We start from the raw sequence: 17,066 nt of genomic DNA on the forward strand, positions 1-17,066 counted from the left end.
TTCGAGCCAAGCCCAAGGCTTGGCCCCGCACCGTGATCTCGGAACAAGCCCCAGGGAAGCTGCAAGGCGAGCATGTCCAGCGCCGGATTCGTCCATCTCCACGTCCATTCCGCCTATTCGCTGCTGAAGGGCTCGATCAAGATCGGCAAGCTCGGCGAACTCGCCAAGGCCGACCGTCAGCCGGCGCTGGCGCTGACCGACACCGACAACATGTTCGGTGCGCTCGAATTCTCCGACAAGATGGCGAGCTATGGCATCCAGCCGATTGCCGGCTGCGAGCTCGCCATCGATTTCGGCGACATGGACCCGAATGCCCGCAATGCCGGCGCGGTCGCGCAGCCCTCGCGAATCGTCCTGCTCGCCGCACGCGAGGAGGGCTACCGCCACCTGATGCGGCTGAACTCGCGCGCCTTCCTGGAGACGCCGACGCACCAGGCGCCGCACATCGAGTTCGAGTGGCTGAACGAGGGTGTCGATGGTCTGATCGCGCTCACGGGCGGGCCCGATGGGCCGATCTCGCTCGCGATCCAGCACGACATGGCGGCACTTGCGACGCAGCGCTGCGAGCGGCTGGCAAGCCTGTTCGGCGACCGCCTCTACATCGAGCTGCAGCGCCACGGCGTCGACCGCGAGCGCCGCGTCGAAGGCGGCCTGATCGATATCGCCTATGGCAAGGGCCTGCCGCTGGTCGCGACCAACGAGCCGTATTTCGCGACCGCCGACGACTACGAGGCGCATGATGCGCTGTTGTGCATCGCCGGCGGCCATCTGATCGCCGACACCGAGCGCGTGCAGCTGACGCCGGATCACCGCTTCAAGACCCGTGCCGAGATGGCGGTGCTGTTCGCCGACCTTCCGGAGGCCTTGGCCTCGACGGTCGAGATCGCCGAGCGCTGTTCGTACCGGCCGCGGACGCGCAAGCCGATCCTGCCGTTCTTCACGGTCGGCGCCGGCACCGGCAGCGATGCCGTGGACGCCGCCAGCGCCGAGGCCGCCGAGCTGAAGCGACAGGCGGAGGAGGGTCTGGAGCGGCGCCTCAAGGTGCACGGCATGGCGCCGGGCATGACCGAGGAGGACTATCAGAAGCGGCTCGCCTTCGAGCTCGACGTCATCATGCGCATGAAGTACGCGGGCTACTTCCTGATCGTGTCGGACTTCATCAAATGGGCCAAGGCGCACGGCATCCCGGTGGGACCGGGGCGCGGCTCCGGTGCCGGCTCGCTGGTCGCCTGGGTCTTGACCATCACCGACCTCGACCCGATGCGGTTCGCGCTGCTGTTCGAGCGCTTCCTCAATCCCGAGCGCGTGTCGATGCCGGACTTCGACATCGACTTCTGCCAGGACCGCCGCGGCGAGGTCATCTCCTATGTCCAGCAGCGCTACGGCCGTGACCAGGTCGCGCAGATCATCACCTTCGGGACCCTGCAGGCGCGCGGCGTGCTGCGCGACGTCGGCCGCGTGCTGCAAATGCCCTACGGGCAGGTCGACAAGCTCACCAAGCTGGTGCCGCAGAATCCGGCCGCGCCGGTGACGCTCGCCGCCGCGATCGAGGGCGAGCCGAAGCTACAGGCCTTCCGCGACGAGGATCCGGTGGTGGCGCGCGCCTTCGACATCGCGATGCGCCTCGAAGGCCTGACGCGGCATGCCTCGACCCACGCCGCGGGCATCGTGATCGGCGACCGGCCGCTGAGCGAGCTGGTGCCGATGTATCGCGATCCGAAATCGGACATGCCGGTCACCCAGTTCAACATGAAATGGGTCGAGCCCGCCGGCCTCGTCAAGTTCGACTTCCTCGGCCTGAAGACGCTGACCGTGCTCGACGTCGCCGTGAAGCTGCTGAAGCAGCGCGACGTCCACGTCGATCTCGCGACCCTGCCGATCGACGACGCGCCGAGCTATCAGATGCTGGCGCGGGGCGACGTGGTCGGCGTGTTCCAGGTTGAAAGCCAGGGCATGCGGCGTGCGCTGATCGACATGCGCCCGGACCGCTTCGAGGACATCATCGCGCTGGTGGCGCTGTATCGTCCCGGTCCGATGGCCAACATCCCGACCTACTGCGCCCGCAAGCACGGCGAGGAGGAGCCGGAATATCTGCACCCGATCCTGGAGCCGATCCTGAAGGAGACCTTCGGCGTCATCATCTACCAGGAGCAGGTGATGCAGGTCGCGCAGCAGATGTCCGGCTATTCGCTCGGCGAAGCCGATCTTCTGCGGCGCGCCATGGGCAAGAAGATCCGCGCCGAGATGGACAAGCAGCGCGTCCGCTTCGTCGAAGGCGCCGTCAAGAACGGCGTGCCGAAGGACCAGGCTGACACGATCTTCGACCTGCTCGCCAAATTCGCCGACTACGGCTTCAACAAGTCGCACGCGGCCGCCTACGCGCTGGTGTCCTACCACACCGCCTACATGAAGGCGCATTATCCGGTGGAGTTCATCGCGGCGTCGATGACGCTCGATCTCAACAACACCGACAAGCTCTCTGAATTTCGTACCGAGGCGCAGCGCCTGGGCATCAAGGTCGAGCCGCCGTCGATCAACCGCTCGGGGCCGACCTTCGAGGTCAGCGGCAACACCATCTTCTACGCGCTCGCCGCGCTCAAGGGCGTCGGCCCGCAGGCGATCGAGATGATCGTCGAGGCCCGCAACAAGGGCGGCCAGTTCACCTCGCTCGCCGACTTCGCCTCTCGCGTCAATCCGCGCGCGATCAACAAGCGCATCATCGAGACGCTGGCCGCCGCGGGTGCGTTCGATGTTCTCGACAAGAACCGCGCCCGGGTGTTCGCCGGCGCCGACGCCATCGTCGCCGCCTGCCAGCGCGCGCACGAGGCCGCCACCTCCGGCCAGAACGACATGTTCGGCAACGCCGCCGACGCGCCCGCGATCATCCTGCCGAACATCGAGAACTGGCTGCCGGCCGAGCGTCTGCGGCGCGAATATGATGCGATCGGCTTCTTCCTGTCGGGCCATCCGCTCGACGACTACGCGGCGGCGCTGAAGCGCCTGCGCGTGCAGAGCTGGGCCGAGTTTTCGCGTGCGGTGAAGACCGGCGCGACCGCGGGCAAGGTTGCCGCCACCGTGGTGTCGCGCATGGAGCGGCGCACCAAGACCGGCAACAAGATGGGCATCATGGGTCTGTCGGATCCGACCGGCCATTTCGAGGCCGTGCTGTTCTCTGAGGGCCTCGCACAATATCGCGACGTGCTCGAGCCGGGCGCGGCGGTGCTGCTGCAGCTCGGCGCCGAGCTGCAGGGCGAGGATGTCCGCGCGCGGGTGCTGCATGCCGAGCCGCTCGATGATGCCGCCGCCAAGACGCAGCGCGGATTGCGCATCTTCCTGCGCGACACCAAGCCGCTCGATTCCATCGTCAAGCGCCTGCAGGGGCCGGAAGGTGCCGCGGTCAATGGCAACGGGGCGATCGCCAAGAGCGCCGCGCCGCCGTTGGCGCCCCGCACCGCAGCAGGCGAAGGCGAGGTGTCGCTGGTCATGATGCTGGACCTCGAAACCGAGGTCGAGATGAAACTGCCGGGGCGCTTCAAGGTTTCGCCACAAATCGCAGGTGCCATCAAGGCGGTGACCGGCGTGGTCGACGTGCAGCAGCTGTAATCGAGGCGATCGTTCCGCTGGAGCGGCTGCGTCCGGCGATCTTGCTGGTCGAACGGGGGGACGAGGAACAAAAAAGCTGCGCGTGGGCTGTACGGACATGCCTCCGTTCAACCGCGGTTCAGCCATTCTCCCGCTGAATCCGCGGCGGGTGCCTCGAAGGGGCTTGAACCATGCGCTTGACCAAGATCACCGCGAAGATCGTCCTGAGTGTCTCGCTCTGCCTGCTCGCCTTGGCGGCCTTGCCGCGGCTTGCCGCAGCGCAGCAGCCCGGCGCCGAAAAGCGTATCGCTCTGGTGATCGGCAACGGGGCCTATGCCAAGGGCCCGCTGGCGACGGCGGCCAACGACGCCGGCCTGATCGCGCAGACGCTGCAGGCCGCGGGCTTCGATGTGGTCGGCGCGCGCGATCTCGATGCCGACACCCTGCGCAAGAGCTTTCGCGATTTCATTCACAAGGCCCAGTCAGCCGACAACAACACCGTCGCGATGGTCTATCTGGCCGGCTACGGCATGCAGCTCGCCGGCGAGAACTATTTTCTGCCCGTCGACGCCAACATCGGCAGTGACGTCGACATTCCGACCGAGGGCCTGCGCCTCAGCGACTACATCCGCCAGCTTGCGGCGACGCCGGTGAAGGCCAGCGTCGTGGTGCTCGATGCCGCCCGCCAGCAGCCCTTCATCGCCAGCGGTCCGGCGATCGCCGGCGGCCTGGCGCTGGTCGAGCCCGATGCCAACATGCTGATCGCCTTCAATGCGGCGCCGGGCACGATCGCGCCGAACGAGACCGGCGCCTACGGCGTCTACGCGCGCTCGCTCGCGGAGATGATCCGCACCGGCGGCCTGTCGCTGCCGGAGGTGTTCGACCGGCTGCGGCTGCGCGTCAACGAGGAGACCAAGGGCGCGCAGGTGCCGTGGGATGCGCAGAAGATCCAGGCCGCCTTCACCTTCTTCGAGCGGGCGCCGGACGCGCCTGCCACGCCGGATTCGCCGGAGCAGACCGCGGCGCTGCGCTCGCGCCCGATCCGCGAGCTGCCGGTGCAGGAGGCCTATGCCGCGGCGCTGGAGCGCGACACGCTGCAGGGCTATGAGGATTTCATCGCCGCCTATCCGAGCGACCCGCTGGCGCGGCGCGTGCGCGCCCTCGTCGCCGCTCGCCGCGAGGCGCTGACCTGGCGACGGACGTTTCGCACCGACAGCCCGGAGGCCTATTGGTCTTACCTGAAGCGCTATCCCTATGGCGCGCATGCCGAGGACGCCCGGCGGCGGCTGGCGATGTTGTCGGCACAGCCGGCGCCGCCGCCGACCTTCGCGATGATCGAATATGACGTGCCGCCGCCGCCGCTCGACGAGGTGATCTATGTCGAACGTCCGGTGCTGCTGTTCTCGGATCCCGAATTCGATTTCGTGCCGCCGCCCCCGCCGCCGGTCTACATCCTGCCGCCGCCTCTGCCGGAGTTCGTGGAGCTGCCGCCGCCGTTCGCTCCGGTCGGCCTGTTCATCCTGCCGCGGCCGGTGTTCGTGCCGATCCCGGTCTATGTCCGGCCGCCGGCTTTCGTTGCCCCGCCGCCGAACAACATCATCTACCAGAACATCCACAACCCGACCGTCATCAACACCGTGATCAATCGTCCGGCGCCGCCGGCCGCGCCGATCACTGCCGGCCCCGCGGCCGTGACGACGCCGGCCGTGGCGGTGGCACCGGCCTTGCCGCCGGCCGTCGCGCAGCGCGCCACGCTGATCCAGCAGGGCAAGGTCCCGCCGCCGGGAGGACCGCTCACCAATCCCACGGTCCGGCCCGGTGCAGCACCGGCCATTCAGGCCAACGCTCCGCCGGGCGGACCCTCGCCGGCCATGACGGGACCCGGGCAGGGGCATGCCAATGTCAATCCGCTGCCGGTGCCCGGTCGCGGTGGTCCGCCGGTGCCACCATCGGTTCAGGCTCCTAGTCTGCGCCAGCCGGCACCGGCATCGCCCTCTGCCGCGCTGCCACCGCCCGCGCGCCAGGATCTGCGCGCGAACCGCACGCCGCCGGGCGCAGTCGTGCCGCAGCCCGCAAGGCCATCGGTGACGCCGTCCCGTCCGGTCATGCCGTCAGCCGTTCCGCGCGGGCCTGAGGTGAGCCCGCGCATTCAGCAGGCGACGCCACCGCAGATCCAGCGCCGCCCGCCGCCACCACCGGCGACGGCGCGTCTGAGCCCGCCACCGGCGCCGCCACGACCGCCGGTTGCACCGATGGTTCGGGCGGCTCCGCCACCTCGGCCGGCGCCACCGCCGCCGCAAGTCATGCGTCCGTCCGCTCCGCCACCGATGGCGCGTCCTGCGCCTCCACCGCAGATGGCGCGTCCCAGTCCGCCGCCGATGGCCGCCGTGGCCCGGCCAGCGCCGCCACCGCCGCCGATGGCACGGCCCGCGCCGCCGCCGCCACGTCCGGCGGCCCCGCCGCCGGGCAAGAGATGTCCGCCGAACGTCCCGCATTGCTGAGCCGCGGCGCGTTGGCCTGAGGTCGGCGCGGTTGCAACATCGGCCTGTTTTCGATATGGCCGGACCGCCGGACTGATCGATCGTGGGCGCAGGACGTCGGCGGCCGACGACGTGTTGCGGGGGCATCAGTGATATCAGCGTTTGTCGGGACCTTGCGCACGCTGTCTTTGCGAAGCTCAATCATGGCCGCGCTTTGCGGCGTCGGTATCGCCGGCCTGCCATCGCCAAGCGATGCTCAAGCGCTGCCGGGCGCCGAAGCCGTCTATGCCTCGGCGCCGCCGCGCCTGCTCCAGATCCGCACGCTCGTGGCCGATGCCGGCCGCCAGACCTCGACCGGATCCGGCTTTCTGGTCTCCGCCGACGGGCTCGCGGTCACGAACTATCACGTTGTGTCGGATGCAGCACTCGAGCCGAAGACATACCGGCTCGAATATACGGGAGCCGATGGCACGCAGGGCGGCGTCACGTTGCTCGCTGTCGACCTGCCCAACGATCTCGCGCTCGTTCGCGTCGACAAGCAGAACGCGCCGTTCTTTTCGTTCGACAAGGCCGCGCTCGACGGCAGCCTGCCGAAAGGCGAGCGGCTCTATTCGCTCGGCAACCCGCTCGACCTCGGCTTCACCATCATCGAGGGAACGTATAACGGTCTCGTCGAGCACAGCTACAACGATCACATCCATTTCACCGGCGCGCTCAATCCCGGCATGAGCGGCGGGCCCGCGGTGAATGCGCAAGGCCAGGTGGTCGGCATCAACGTCGCCACGCGCCGCGGCGGCCAGCTCATCAGCTTCCTGGTGCCCGCCCGCTTCGCGGCCGCGCTCCTGGCGCGCGGCCAAGATGCCAGGCCGGCGGCGGCCGATCTGCACAAGGACGTGATCGCGCAGCTTACGAGCTGGCGTGGAGCGCTCTACAAGTCGCTGGGCGAGGAGGGCTTCCGCGATCGGGTGTTCGGCTCCTATCAGGCGCCGGAGACGCGCGCGGGCTGGTTCGAATGCTGGGCGAGCACCAATGCCAGCGCGTCGCCGAAGCCGCGCGCCAGCATCAATTCGACCAGTTGCAAGGCCGAGGCCAGCGTCTATGTCGCCTCCGACCTCAACACCGGCGTGGTCGAGGTCAGCCACTCCTACGCGAAATCGATCGACCTCAATCAATTCCAGTTCGCGACCGTGCTGACGCAGCTGGCGCAGCCGCGACTCACCCAGGGCGGCTCGTTCCGCAAATGGTACACGCCGCAGCATTGTCATGCCGATTTCGTCGGCGTGACGCCGGCGGCCGCTCATCCGCCGCTACGCGTGCTGTGGTGCGCGCAGGGCTATCGCGAGTTCGACGGCCTCTATGACGTCGTGCTGGTCGCGGTGACGCAGGACCATGCCGACGAGGCGCTGGTGTCGCGGCTGAACCTGCAGGCGATCGCCTATGACGACGCCTTGCGCCTCGGCAAGAGCTTCCTCGAACGCCTGCAGGTCGCACGATGATCTGGATCGAGATCCTCTCCAAGCATCGCGACGTCGCCGGCCGCTTCCGCGTCGATGCCGCCGAGATCAGCATCGGCCGCGGCTACGACAATCACGTCATCCTCGACGATCCCTATGTCGCCGCGCGCCATGTGCGAATTTTCCGCGACGGCGAGGGGCGCCTGGTCGCCGAGGATCTCGGCAGCGCCAATGGCCTCTTTCTCGATCGCGGCAAGAGCCGGAAGCCGCAGCTCGTCCTCGACGGCGCCAAGCCGATCCGGATCGGCCAGACGCTGCTTCGGATCCGCGACGCCGGCCATGCCGTCGAGCCGGAGCGCCTCGCGGGCTCCGAACGCGGCGCGCTGCCGATCATCGCCGCGATCGCCCTCGGTGTCGTCCTGCTCGCGATCAACGCGGTGATGACCTGGTTTGCGCAGACCTCCGAGGCGCATCTGTCCGATTATCTTGTGCCGACCGTCACGATGATCGGGGTGGTCGTCGCATGGGTTGGCGTCTGGGCGCTGCTGGCGCGGCTGTTTTCCGGCCGCTCGCATTTTCTGCGCCACCTCCTGATCGCGCAGGCCGGTCTGATTGCGTTCTGGGTCTACAGCGAGTTCGCCCAGATTGCCTCGTTCGCCCTGACCTGGAGCGCTGTCTTCATCTACGGCTACGTCGTCTCGTGGATCGTTCTCGCCGCGACCTGCTTGCTGCATCTGCGTGAGGTCGGACGCACCCATATGCTCGCCAAGGGCCTGGTGGTCGGCCTTTTGCTGGTGGTCGCGATCGCGATCCAGACCGTGCAGCGGTCGGAGGCGTTGGCGAATTCCGGCCGTCCCAACGTCAGCCACGTGCTGATGCCGCCGTCCCTGCGCCTGGTCCCGGTGCAGGACGATCAGACCTTCTTCGGAGACGCCGCGCGGCTGAGGGCGAAGCTCGATGCCGACCGCGCCGCGCTGGCCCCGGCCGGTGTGGAGCGCTGATCACAGTTCCACTGTCTTTGCTCCCGGAGGTTGAAAGTTCCCTGGTTCCCGTCATAGCCTCGAAGCCCGGGTTTCTACGGGGAGGGGGCAATGAACAGGCGAGCGCTGTTGGGATTGGGAGCGGCATTTCTGGTATCAGGATGCCTGACAGGGAAGGAAGGCACCGAATACGCTGTGGTGTCACAGAAGATCGGGGCACCGCGTGCCGGGCAGTCCCGCATCATCATCATGAGCTTGAAGGATGCCTGGCTGGACCGGACCACGTGCGACGCCAAGGTCGATGGCGTCGCGCTGAGCCGCCTGATCCCCGGAACCTATGTCTACGTCGACCGTCCGGCCGGTCCGCACCACCTCGTCGCCACCCAGACCCTGTTCCCAGGCGACTCGGTGCTCGATTTCAACACCGAGCCGGGGCGGACCTATTTCTTCTCGATCAGGCCCAGTGATCGGTCCAGGGCTATGCAGGGCGGCGGCATGGCGTTCGGCCTGCTCGGCATGGGCGTCATGGCCGCGGCCTCGTCGGGCGCCGACAACAAGGGTCCGGTCGACTTCGTTCCGCTGCAGGAGGGGCAGGCCCGGACGGCGATGGTTGAGCTTCTGCAGGCCGAATAAGCCCATTTTCCTTGCGTTGCGCCAAAATCCGGCTATATAGCGCGCCATCTCACACGGAAACTTGGCTCTCCTAGAGGGCGTCCGGTGGCAAGCCGGGCCTTGACGGCCCGTTTTTGCTCACGCGTTTCCGGAGGAATCAACCGGAGAATATCCAATGGCGCTGCCTGAATTCACGATGCGTCAGCTGCTCGAAGCTGGCGTGCACTTTGGTCACCAGTCTCACCGCTGGAATCCGAAAATGGCCGATTTCATTTTCGGAGCCCGCAACAACATCCACATCATCGATCTCGCCCAGACCGTGCCGCTGCTGCACACGGCGCTGCAGGCCGTCAGCGACACCGTCGCCAAGGGCGGCCGCATCCTGTTCGTCGGCACCAAGCGCCAGGCGCAGGACAACGTGGCCGACGCAGCCAAGCGCTGCGCGCAGTATTTCGTCAATTCGCGCTGGCTCGGCGGCACGCTGACCAACTGGAAGACGATCTCGGCCTCGATCAAGCGCCTGCGTCATCTCGACGAGGTGCTGTCCTCGGGCGAGGCCAACTCCTACACCAAGAAGGAGCGGCTGACCCTGCAGCGCGAGCGCGACAAGCTCGACCGCTCGCTCGGCGGCATCAAGGACATGGGCGGTCTGCCCGACATGATCTTCGTGATCGACACCAACAAGGAAGACATCGCGATCCAGGAGGCCCAGCGCCTCAAGATCCCGGTGGCCGCGATCGTCGACACCAATTGCGATCCGAAGGGCATCACCTATGTCGTGCCCGGCAATGACGACGCCGGCCGCGCCATTTCGCTGTACTGCGACCTGATCGCGCGGGCCGCCATCGACGGCATCTCGCGCGCGCAGGGCGAGCTCGGGATCGACGTCGGCGCCTCGGCGGCTCCGCTCGAGGAAGATCTTCCGGCTGCGTCCACGTCGACGTTCCAGGGTCTGCCTGGTCCGCGCGGCACCGCCGATGATCTCAAGAAGCTCACCGGCGTGTCCGGTGCGATCGAGAAGAAGCTCAACGACCTCGGCATCTTCCACTACTGGCAGCTCGCCGAGCTCAACCACGACACCGCGCACCAGATCGGCGAAGAAGTCGGTCTCCCGAGCCGGGCCGATGCCTGGGTCGCGCAGGCCAAGTCGCTCGCCGACGCGTAAGACGACACAACACCATTCTGGCCGGCGTCTCACGCCGGCCATCGCGACTGAGATAGGTTTTTCCTGGCAGCGGGCGGCGACGAGCCATCCGCTGCGTCGCGCTTTGGACAGGCAAAAGGACGTTCAACGATGGCTAATATCACCGCAGCGATGGTGAAGGACCTGCGCGAGTCGACCGGCGCGGGCATGATGGACTGCAAGGCCGCGCTCACCGAGAACGGCGGCGACATGCAGGCCGCGCAGGATTGGCTGCGCAAGAAGGGCCTGTCGAAGGCCGCCAAGAAGGCCGGTCGCGTTGCGGCCGAGGGTCTGATCGGCGCGCTGACCTCCGGCAAGAAGGGCGTGGTCGTCGAGGTCAATTCCGAGACCGACTTCGTCGCCCGCAACGAGCACTTCCAGGGTCTGGTCAAGATGATTGCCCAGGTCGCGCTCGACGTCGGGGCCGACGTGGAGAAGATCAAGGCCGCCAAGGTGGGCAGCATCACGGTCGAGGCCGCGATTGCCGATTCGATCGCCACCATCGGTGAGAACCAGACGCTGCGGCGTGCGGCTTCGCTCGAAGTGAGCCAAGGCGTCGTGTCGAGCTACGTCCATGGCGCCGTCATCGAGGGTGCCGGCAAGCTCGGCGTGATCGTGGCGCTGGAGTCGCCCGGCAAGACCGACGAGCTCGCCGTGCTCGGCCGTCAGCTCGCGATGCACGTCGCCGCGGCCAATCCGCAGGCGATCGATGCGGCGGGTCTCGATCCGGAGCTCGTCAAGCGCGAGAAGGACGTGCTCGCCGACAAGTATCGTCAGCAGGGCAAGCCGGAAAACGTGATCGAGAAGATCGTCGAGTCCGGCCTGAAGACCTACTACAAGGAAGTCACCCTGCTCGAGCAGGCCTTCATCCATGACAGCGGCAAGTCGGTCGCGCAGGCGCTGAAGGAAGCCGAAGGCAAGGTCGGCGGTCCGATCAAGGTTGCCGGTTTCGTCCGCTATGCCCTCGGTGAGGGTATCGAGAAGGAAGAGACCGACTTCGCTGCCGAAGTCGCCGCCGCCAGCGGCAAGAAGTAACGACTGAGCACAGTCACGATCCGGCGCGGCGTTCGCGCCGGATCTCAACGCGCGGGATAGGAGAGCATTGGCACATGGCTGAGCCGGTCTATCGTCGCGTCGTGGTCAAGCTGTCCGGCGAATATCTCGCGGGCCCTCATTCCTTCGGCATCGACCAGCCGACCGTCGACCGCATCGCCGATGACCTCATCGCGGCCCAGAAGCTCGGCGTCGAGATCGCCGTCGTGGTCGGCGGCGGCAACATGGTGCGCGGCGTCGAGGTGTCGTCGCAGGGCGTGTCGCGTCCGACCGGCGACACCATGGGCATGCTCGCCACCGTCATGAACTGCCTGGCGCTGGAAGCCGCCATCCAGCGCAAGGGCACCCCGGCGCAGGCGCTCTCCGCTTTCGTCATGCCGGAGGTGTGCGAGCTGTTCACCCGCGCTGCGGCGCACAAGTCGCTGGCCGAAGGACGCATCGTCGTGCTCGGGGGCGGCACCGGCAATCCCTATTTCACGACCGATACCACAGCGGTCTTGCGGGCGGCCGAGATCGGTGCCCAGGCCGTGCTCAAGGCCACCAATGTCGATGGCGTCTATAGCGCCGATCCCAAGAAGGATCCGGCCGCCAAGCGCTTCGACCGGCTGACCCATTCGCAGGCCATCGAAGGCGGCTACAAGGTCATGGACGCGACCGCATTCGCCCTTGCCCGGGAAACGTCGCTGCCTATCATTGTGTTCTCCATTGCCGAACCGGGCTCGATCGGCGCGATGCTGCAGGGCGAAGGGCGCGGCACCATCGTCGCGGGGTGAGCCGCGGCACCGTCGGCCGCCGGTGTTGGACCGATCCCGAGCCTGCGGTAGAAGCGTAAGCGAGACAGGATTTCATCCGGGAGTCGCCCGAGTCCGGCCGCAGGCATTTCAAGGCCTGGCAGAGCCGGCCGCAACGCCCCGGATTGCAGAAAGGAAAGCGTGATGAGCACGGGCAATTTCGACCTCAACGAACTGAAGCGCCGCATGCAGGGCGCGACCCAGGCGCTGAAGCACGAGCTCGGCGGCCTGCGCACCGGCCGCGCCTCGGCGTCGATGGTGGAGCCGGTCCAGGTCGAAGCCTATGGCTCGCACATGCCGCTCAACCAGCTCGCGACCGTTTCCGTTCCCGAGCCGCGCCTGCTCTCGGTGCAGGTCTGGGACCGCTCCATGGTCAAGGCCGTCGAGAAGGCGATCGTCGATTCCAACCTCGGCCTGTCGCCGGCGACCGAAGGCCAGGTGATCCGGCTGCGCATTCCCGAGCTCAACCAGGAGCGGCGCAAGGAGCTGGTCAAGGTCGCGCATAAATATGCGGAAGCTGCCCGTGTCGCCGTCCGCCATGTCCGCCGCGACGGTCTCGATACCCTCAAGAAGCTCGAGAAGAATCACGAGATGTCCGAGGACGATCAGGAGCGCCTCGCTGCCGATGTGCAGAAGGCGACCGACAGCGTGATCTCGGAGATCGACCAGCTGCTGGCGGCGAAGGAAAAGGAAATCCTCACCGTCTGAAGGATGCGCTTGATGTCCAATGCCGCGGCCCCGATGACGGAGGCGCCGGACCGGTCCGACGGACCGGCCCATGTTGCCATCATCATGGATGGCAACGGCCGCTGGGCTGCGGCCCGCGGGCTGCCGCGCGCGGAAGGGCATCGCCGTGGCGTCGAGGCGTTGCGCCGCGTGGTGCGCGCCTCGCATGAGCTCGGCATTCGCTATCTCACCATCTTCTCGTTCTCGTCCGAGAACTGGTCGCGTCCGGCCAGCGAGATCGGCGACCTGTTTGGGCTGCTCCGCCGCTTCATCCGCAACGATCTCGCGACCCTGCATCGCGACGGCGTGCGTGTCAGGGTGATCGGCGAGCGCGACGGGCTCGAGCCCGACATCTGCGCGCTCCTCAGCGAGGCCGAGGAACTGACCCGGGGCAACACCAAGCTCACGCTCGTGGTCGCCTTCAACTACGGCTCGCGCCAGGAGATCGCGCGCGCGGCGCAGCGTCTGGCCCGCGAGGTCGCCGAGGGCCGGCGCGATCCGGCTTCGATCGATGCCGATGCGATCGGCGCTCATCTCGATGCGCCCGATATTCCAGATCCCGATCTCATCATCCGCACCAGCGGCGAGCAGCGGCTGTCCAACTTCCTGATGTGGCAGGCGGCCTATAGCGAGCTGGTGTTCGTGCCGATCCATTGGCCCGACTTCGACAAGGCCGCGCTGGAGGGCGCGATCGCCGAGTTCGGCCGGCGTGAACGCCGCTTCGGCGGTCTCGTGGCGAAAACCGCCTCGTGACCAAACCGGATACCGCAGCCGTGAGAGACGCCGCCAACGCCGCGCAGCGCAATGATCCCGCGCCGCCGAAAAAGGCTGCAACCAGCAATCTGGTGATGCGGGTGGCGGCGGCGCTGGTGCTGGTGCCGCTGGCGCTCGGCGCCGCCTATGCCGGCGGCGTATTCTGGACCGCACTGGTCACGGTGGTCGCGGTCGGCCTGTATCTCGAATGGCTGATGGTGGTGGGCGAGGTTCGCACGGCCAGCGTCGGCACGGCCGGCGCACTGGCCATCGGCGTTGCCGGCCTTTGCTGCGCCTATGGCCTGATCGACTTCGCCGTCGTCGTGCTTGGGCTCGGCCTGGTCGCGGTCACGGCGCTCGCTGCGGGACGTCGCGCCTGGGTGGCCGCCGGCTTCGCCTACGCGTCGGCCGCCGAGCTCGGCTCGGTGCTGGTGCGCTTCGATGCGGCCGAGGGATGGCATGCGCTGGTGCTGGTGTTTCTGGTCGTATGGGCCAGCGACATCGGCGGCTACGTTGCGGGCCGCAGCATCGGCGGGCCGAAGCTCGCGCCGCGGATCAGCCCGAACAAGACCTGGGCCGGCGCCGTCGGCGGCTTCGCCGCCAGCCTCGTCGCCGCGGCCGCCTGGTCGATGGCCGGCGCCGGCGGCCTGATGGCGATGCTCATGCTCGCCGCGGCGCTGTCGGTGGTCTCGCAGCTCGGCGACCTGCTCGAATCTGCGGTGAAGCGGCAGTTCGGGGTCAAGGACTCCAGTCACATCATTCCCGGCCATGGCGGCCTGTTGGATCGCCTGGACGGCTATGTCGCGGCGATCGTCGTCGCCGCGTTGCTCGGTTTGCTGCGCGGCGGCCTCGATGGCGTCGGCCGCGGTCTTCTGGTTTGGTGACCGGCAGCGCGGCTGGCCGGTCGAGATTGTTTGGTGAGAACATGAGCGCAGTGCCATTGCGGAACAACAAGGCCGGTCTCGCGGAGGTGCGCAGCGTCACCGTGCTCGGCGCCACCGGCTCGATCGGCGATTCGACCATGGACCTCGTGCGCGGCGCGCCGGAGCGCTACCGCGTCGAGGCGCTGACCGGCAACAGCAACGTCCAGGGCCTGGTGAAGCTGGCCCGGGAATTCAACCCGCGCTTCGTGGCGGTGGCCGATCCGGCCGGCCTCGACGAGCTGCGCGACGCGCTGGCGGGCACCGGGATCGAATGCGGGGCAGGGGAGAGCGCCATCATCGAGGCGGCAGCCCGTCCCGCCGACTGGGTCATGGCCGCCGTCTCCGGTGCCGCCGGCCTCAAGCCGGCGCTCGCCGCGGTGGACCGCGGCGCGACCGTGGCGCTCGCCAACAAGGAATGCCTGGTCTGTGCCGGCGATTTCTTCATGGAGCGGGCCGCGCGGGCTGGCGCCTGCATCCTGCCGGCCGATTCGGAGCACAACGCGCTGTTCCAGGCGCTGTCCTCGGGCAATCGCGAGGAACTGGTGCGGGTGATCATCACCGCCTCCGGCGGCCCGTTCCGCACCTGGGCGCCGGCCGATATCGAGCAGGCGACCTTGGCCCAGGCCCTGAAACATCCGAACTGGAGCATGGGTCAGAAGATCACGATCGATTCGGCCTCGATGATGAACAAGGGCCTCGAGGTGATCGAGGCGTCCTACCTGTTCGCGCTGTCGCCCGACGAGATCGACGTCCTGGTCCACCCGCAGTCGATCGTCCACGGCATGGTCGAGTTCTCCGACCGTTCGGTGGTGGCGCAGCTCGGCGCGCCGGACATGAGGATTCCGATCGCCCACTGCCTGGGCTGGCCGGAGCGCATCAAGGGGCCGTCGGCCCGGCTCGATCTCGCCAAGATCGGCACGCTGACCTTCGAGGCCCCGGACTTCGAGCGGTTCCCCGGTCTGCGGCTGGCGTACGATTCGCTGCGCACTGGGCGCGGCGCGACGACGGTGTTCAACGCGGCCAACGAGGTCGCCGTCGCGGCCTTCATCGCTGGTCACATCCGGTTCGGTGCGATCGCCCGGCTGGTCGAGGCGACCCTCGAGGACTGGACGCGTTCGGGTAATCTGGCACCGTTGACCTCGGCGGACGACGCCATCGCCATTGACCATGACGCGCGAAAAAGGGCCTCCGGCCTCTTGCCTCAAATCGCCGCAAAAGCATCTTAAAGGGTTGGACGGGCCACCGGCCCATCGGGAAGGTCATCGATGTCGGAATTTTTCCACCATATCTTCAATACGTTGAGCCACGGCCTTCTCGGCTACATCGTCCCGTTCCTGTTCGTGCTGACGATCGTGGTGTTCTTCCACGAACTCGGCCATTTCCTGATCGCGCGCTGGGCCGGCGTGAAGGTGTTGACGTTTTCGCTCGGATTTGGCCCAGAACTGATCGGTTTCAACGACCGCCACAACACCCGCTGGAAGATCTCGGCGATCCCGCTCGGCGGCTACGTGAAGTTCTTCGGCGACGAATCCGAGGCCTCGACGCCGTCGGCCGAGGCGCTCGCCAAGATGACGGCCGAGGAGCGGGCCGACAGCTTCCACCACAAGACCGTCGGTCAGCGCGCTGCGATCGTCGCGGCCGGCCCGATCGCCAATTTCATCCTCGCGGTCATCATCTTCGCCGGCATGGCGCTGTATTTCGGCAAGCCGAACACGACCCCGCGGGTCGATGCCGTCCAGCCGGACAGCGTCGCGGCCCAGGCCGGCTTCAAGGACGGTGACGTCGTCGCCGCCATCGACGGCCGGGCGATCGAGACCTTCGCCGACATGCAGCGCGTCGTCTCGGTCAGCGCCGGCACCGAATTGTCCTTCCTGATCAAGCGGGACGGCACGGAACTCACCCTGAAGGCGACGCCGGCGCTCAAGGAGGTCAAGGACCTGTTCGGCAACAGCCACCGGATCGGCGTGCTCGGCATCCAGTACAACGCCAAGCCGGACGAATCGCGGTCGATCCCCGTCGGGTTCCTCGAGTCGATCAAGATCGGTTTCGAGCAGGTCTGGTTCATCATCTCCACGACCTTCAAGTTCATCGCCTCGCTGTTCGCGGGCGCCGGAAGCGCTGGCGACGTCGGCGGTCCGATCCGAATCGCACAACTCTCGGGACAGGCAGCCAGCCTCGGCTTCCAGTTCGTTGTGCAACTGTGCGCGACGCTGTCGGTCTCGATCGGGCTCCTGAACCTGTTCCCGGTTCCGCTGCTCGATGGCGGACACCTGTTGTTCTATGGGGTCGAGGCCGTCCGCGGCCGGCCGCTGTCGGAGCGGGCACAGGAGATGGGGTTCCGAATCGGCCTCGGGCTGGTCCTCATGCTGATGGTCTTTGCAACCTATAACGATATCCTTCACCTCGCCGGGTCCTGAGCGCGGCTTTTTTACGACGTGGCCGTTGGGCAACGTTTTGAAACGAATTTGAAAATTCAGAGAGATCCGGCGTTTGCCGCCGGGTCCAAATTGGCTACAAGCGAACGACAAA

At 67.2% G+C, this 17,066-nt stretch carries 13 protein-coding genes; all 13 read left to right on the forward strand.

Annotation, left to right across the window (positions count from 1 at the left end):
* The first annotated feature begins 72 nt into the window (after positions 1–72).
* The 13 genes from dnaE (at position 73) to rseP (ending at position 16,954) form a co-directional block, all read left to right on the forward strand.
* Positions 73–3,603 (forward strand): DNA polymerase III subunit alpha, encoded by a 3,531-nt coding sequence (gene dnaE, locus QX048_RS06415; RefSeq protein WP_316200389.1) that lies wholly within the window; start codon positions 73–75, stop codon positions 3,601–3,603.
* A gap of 170 nt (positions 3,604–3,773) precedes the next feature.
* Positions 3,774–6,083 (forward strand): caspase family protein, encoded by a 2,310-nt coding sequence (locus QX048_RS06420; protein WP_315827152.1) that lies wholly within the window; start codon positions 3,774–3,776, stop codon positions 6,081–6,083.
* A gap of 182 nt (positions 6,084–6,265) precedes the next feature.
* Positions 6,266–7,558: a serine protease gene (locus QX048_RS06425; RefSeq protein WP_315827151.1), complete on the forward strand. Its 1,293-nt coding sequence runs from the start codon at positions 6,266–6,268 to the stop codon at positions 7,556–7,558.
* Positions 7,555–8,517 carry an FHA domain-containing protein gene (locus QX048_RS06430; RefSeq protein WP_315827150.1) on the forward strand — a complete coding sequence of 321 codons (963 nt, stop codon included), beginning with the start codon at positions 7,555–7,557 and terminating at the stop codon, positions 8,515–8,517. The genes QX048_RS06425 and QX048_RS06430 overlap by 4 nt, the downstream gene beginning before the upstream one ends.
* Before the next feature lie 90 nt (positions 8,518–8,607).
* Positions 8,608–9,129, forward strand: a complete 522-nt coding sequence (locus QX048_RS06435) for a hypothetical protein (RefSeq protein ID WP_315711595.1) — start codon at positions 8,608–8,610, stop codon at positions 9,127–9,129.
* 154 nt (positions 9,130–9,283) lie between these two features.
* Complete coding sequence (locus tag QX048_RS06440) at positions 9,284–10,273, forward strand: 30S ribosomal protein S2 (RefSeq protein WP_315711596.1); 990 nt, start codon at positions 9,284–9,286, stop codon at positions 10,271–10,273.
* Positions 10,274–10,402: 129 nt separating this feature from the next.
* Positions 10,403–11,326: a translation elongation factor Ts gene (gene tsf, locus QX048_RS06445; RefSeq protein ID WP_315711597.1), complete on the forward strand. Its 924-nt coding sequence runs from the start codon at positions 10,403–10,405 to the stop codon at positions 11,324–11,326.
* 74 nt (positions 11,327–11,400) lie between these two features.
* Positions 11,401–12,117, forward strand: a complete 717-nt coding sequence (pyrH, locus tag QX048_RS06450; RefSeq protein ID WP_315711598.1) for a UMP kinase — start codon at positions 11,401–11,403, stop codon at positions 12,115–12,117.
* Positions 12,118–12,279: 162 nt separating this feature from the next.
* Entirely contained in the window at positions 12,280–12,843 is a 564-nt protein-coding gene (gene frr / locus QX048_RS06455) for a ribosome recycling factor (protein ID WP_315711599.1), read from the forward strand.
* Positions 12,844–12,855: 12 nt separating this feature from the next.
* Positions 12,856–13,614 (forward strand): isoprenyl transferase, encoded by a 759-nt coding sequence (locus tag QX048_RS06460; protein ID WP_315827149.1) that lies wholly within the window; start codon positions 12,856–12,858, stop codon positions 13,612–13,614.
* Entirely contained in the window at positions 13,611–14,498 is an 888-nt protein-coding gene (locus QX048_RS06465) for a phosphatidate cytidylyltransferase (protein WP_315827148.1), read from the forward strand. The genes QX048_RS06460 and QX048_RS06465 overlap by 4 nt, the downstream gene beginning before the upstream one ends.
* 41 nt (positions 14,499–14,539) lie before the next feature.
* Positions 14,540–15,763, forward strand: a complete 1,224-nt coding sequence (gene dxr / locus QX048_RS06470) for a 1-deoxy-D-xylulose-5-phosphate reductoisomerase (protein WP_315711602.1) — start codon at positions 14,540–14,542, stop codon at positions 15,761–15,763.
* A gap of 39 nt (positions 15,764–15,802) precedes the next feature.
* Positions 15,803–16,954, forward strand: coding sequence for an RIP metalloprotease RseP (gene rseP, locus QX048_RS06475; protein ID WP_315750909.1), 1,152 nt, complete (start codon positions 15,803–15,805; stop codon positions 16,952–16,954).
* The last annotated feature ends 112 nt before the right edge of the window (positions 16,955–17,066 follow it).

It is taken from the genome of Bradyrhizobium sp. SZCCHNS30572 (genome assembly GCF_032484415.1).
In the GTDB taxonomy this organism is placed as follows: Bacteria; Pseudomonadota; Alphaproteobacteria; order Rhizobiales; family Xanthobacteraceae; genus Bradyrhizobium.

Excerpts from the sequence above, each read along its gene's own strand:
- tsf (WP_315711597.1), top strand. The coding sequence starts at position 10,403 with ATGGCTAATATCACCGCAGCGATGGTGAAGGACCTGCGCGAGTCGACC.
- pyrH (WP_315711598.1), top strand. The coding sequence starts at position 11,401 with ATGGCTGAGCCGGTCTATCGTCGCGTCGTGGTCAAGCTGTCCGGCGAA.
- QX048_RS06460 (WP_315827149.1), top strand. The coding sequence starts at position 12,856 with ATGTCCAATGCCGCGGCCCCGATGACGGAGGCGCCGGACCGGTCCGAC.
- rseP (WP_315750909.1), top strand. The coding sequence starts at position 15,803 with ATGTCGGAATTTTTCCACCATATCTTCAATACGTTGAGCCACGGCCTT.
- QX048_RS06425 (WP_315827151.1), top strand. The coding sequence starts at position 6,266 with ATGGCCGCGCTTTGCGGCGTCGGTATCGCCGGCCTGCCATCGCCAAGC.
- dnaE (WP_316200389.1), top strand. The coding sequence starts at position 73 with ATGTCCAGCGCCGGATTCGTCCATCTCCACGTCCATTCCGCCTATTCG.
- QX048_RS06435 (WP_315711595.1), top strand. The coding sequence starts at position 8,608 with ATGAACAGGCGAGCGCTGTTGGGATTGGGAGCGGCATTTCTGGTATCA.
- QX048_RS06440 (WP_315711596.1), top strand. The coding sequence starts at position 9,284 with ATGGCGCTGCCTGAATTCACGATGCGTCAGCTGCTCGAAGCTGGCGTG.
- frr (WP_315711599.1), top strand. The coding sequence starts at position 12,280 with ATGAGCACGGGCAATTTCGACCTCAACGAACTGAAGCGCCGCATGCAG.
- QX048_RS06430 (WP_315827150.1), top strand. The coding sequence starts at position 7,555 with ATGATCTGGATCGAGATCCTCTCCAAGCATCGCGACGTCGCCGGCCGC.
- QX048_RS06420 (WP_315827152.1), top strand. The coding sequence starts at position 3,774 with ATGCGCTTGACCAAGATCACCGCGAAGATCGTCCTGAGTGTCTCGCTC.
- dxr (WP_315711602.1), top strand. The coding sequence starts at position 14,540 with ATGAGCGCAGTGCCATTGCGGAACAACAAGGCCGGTCTCGCGGAGGTG.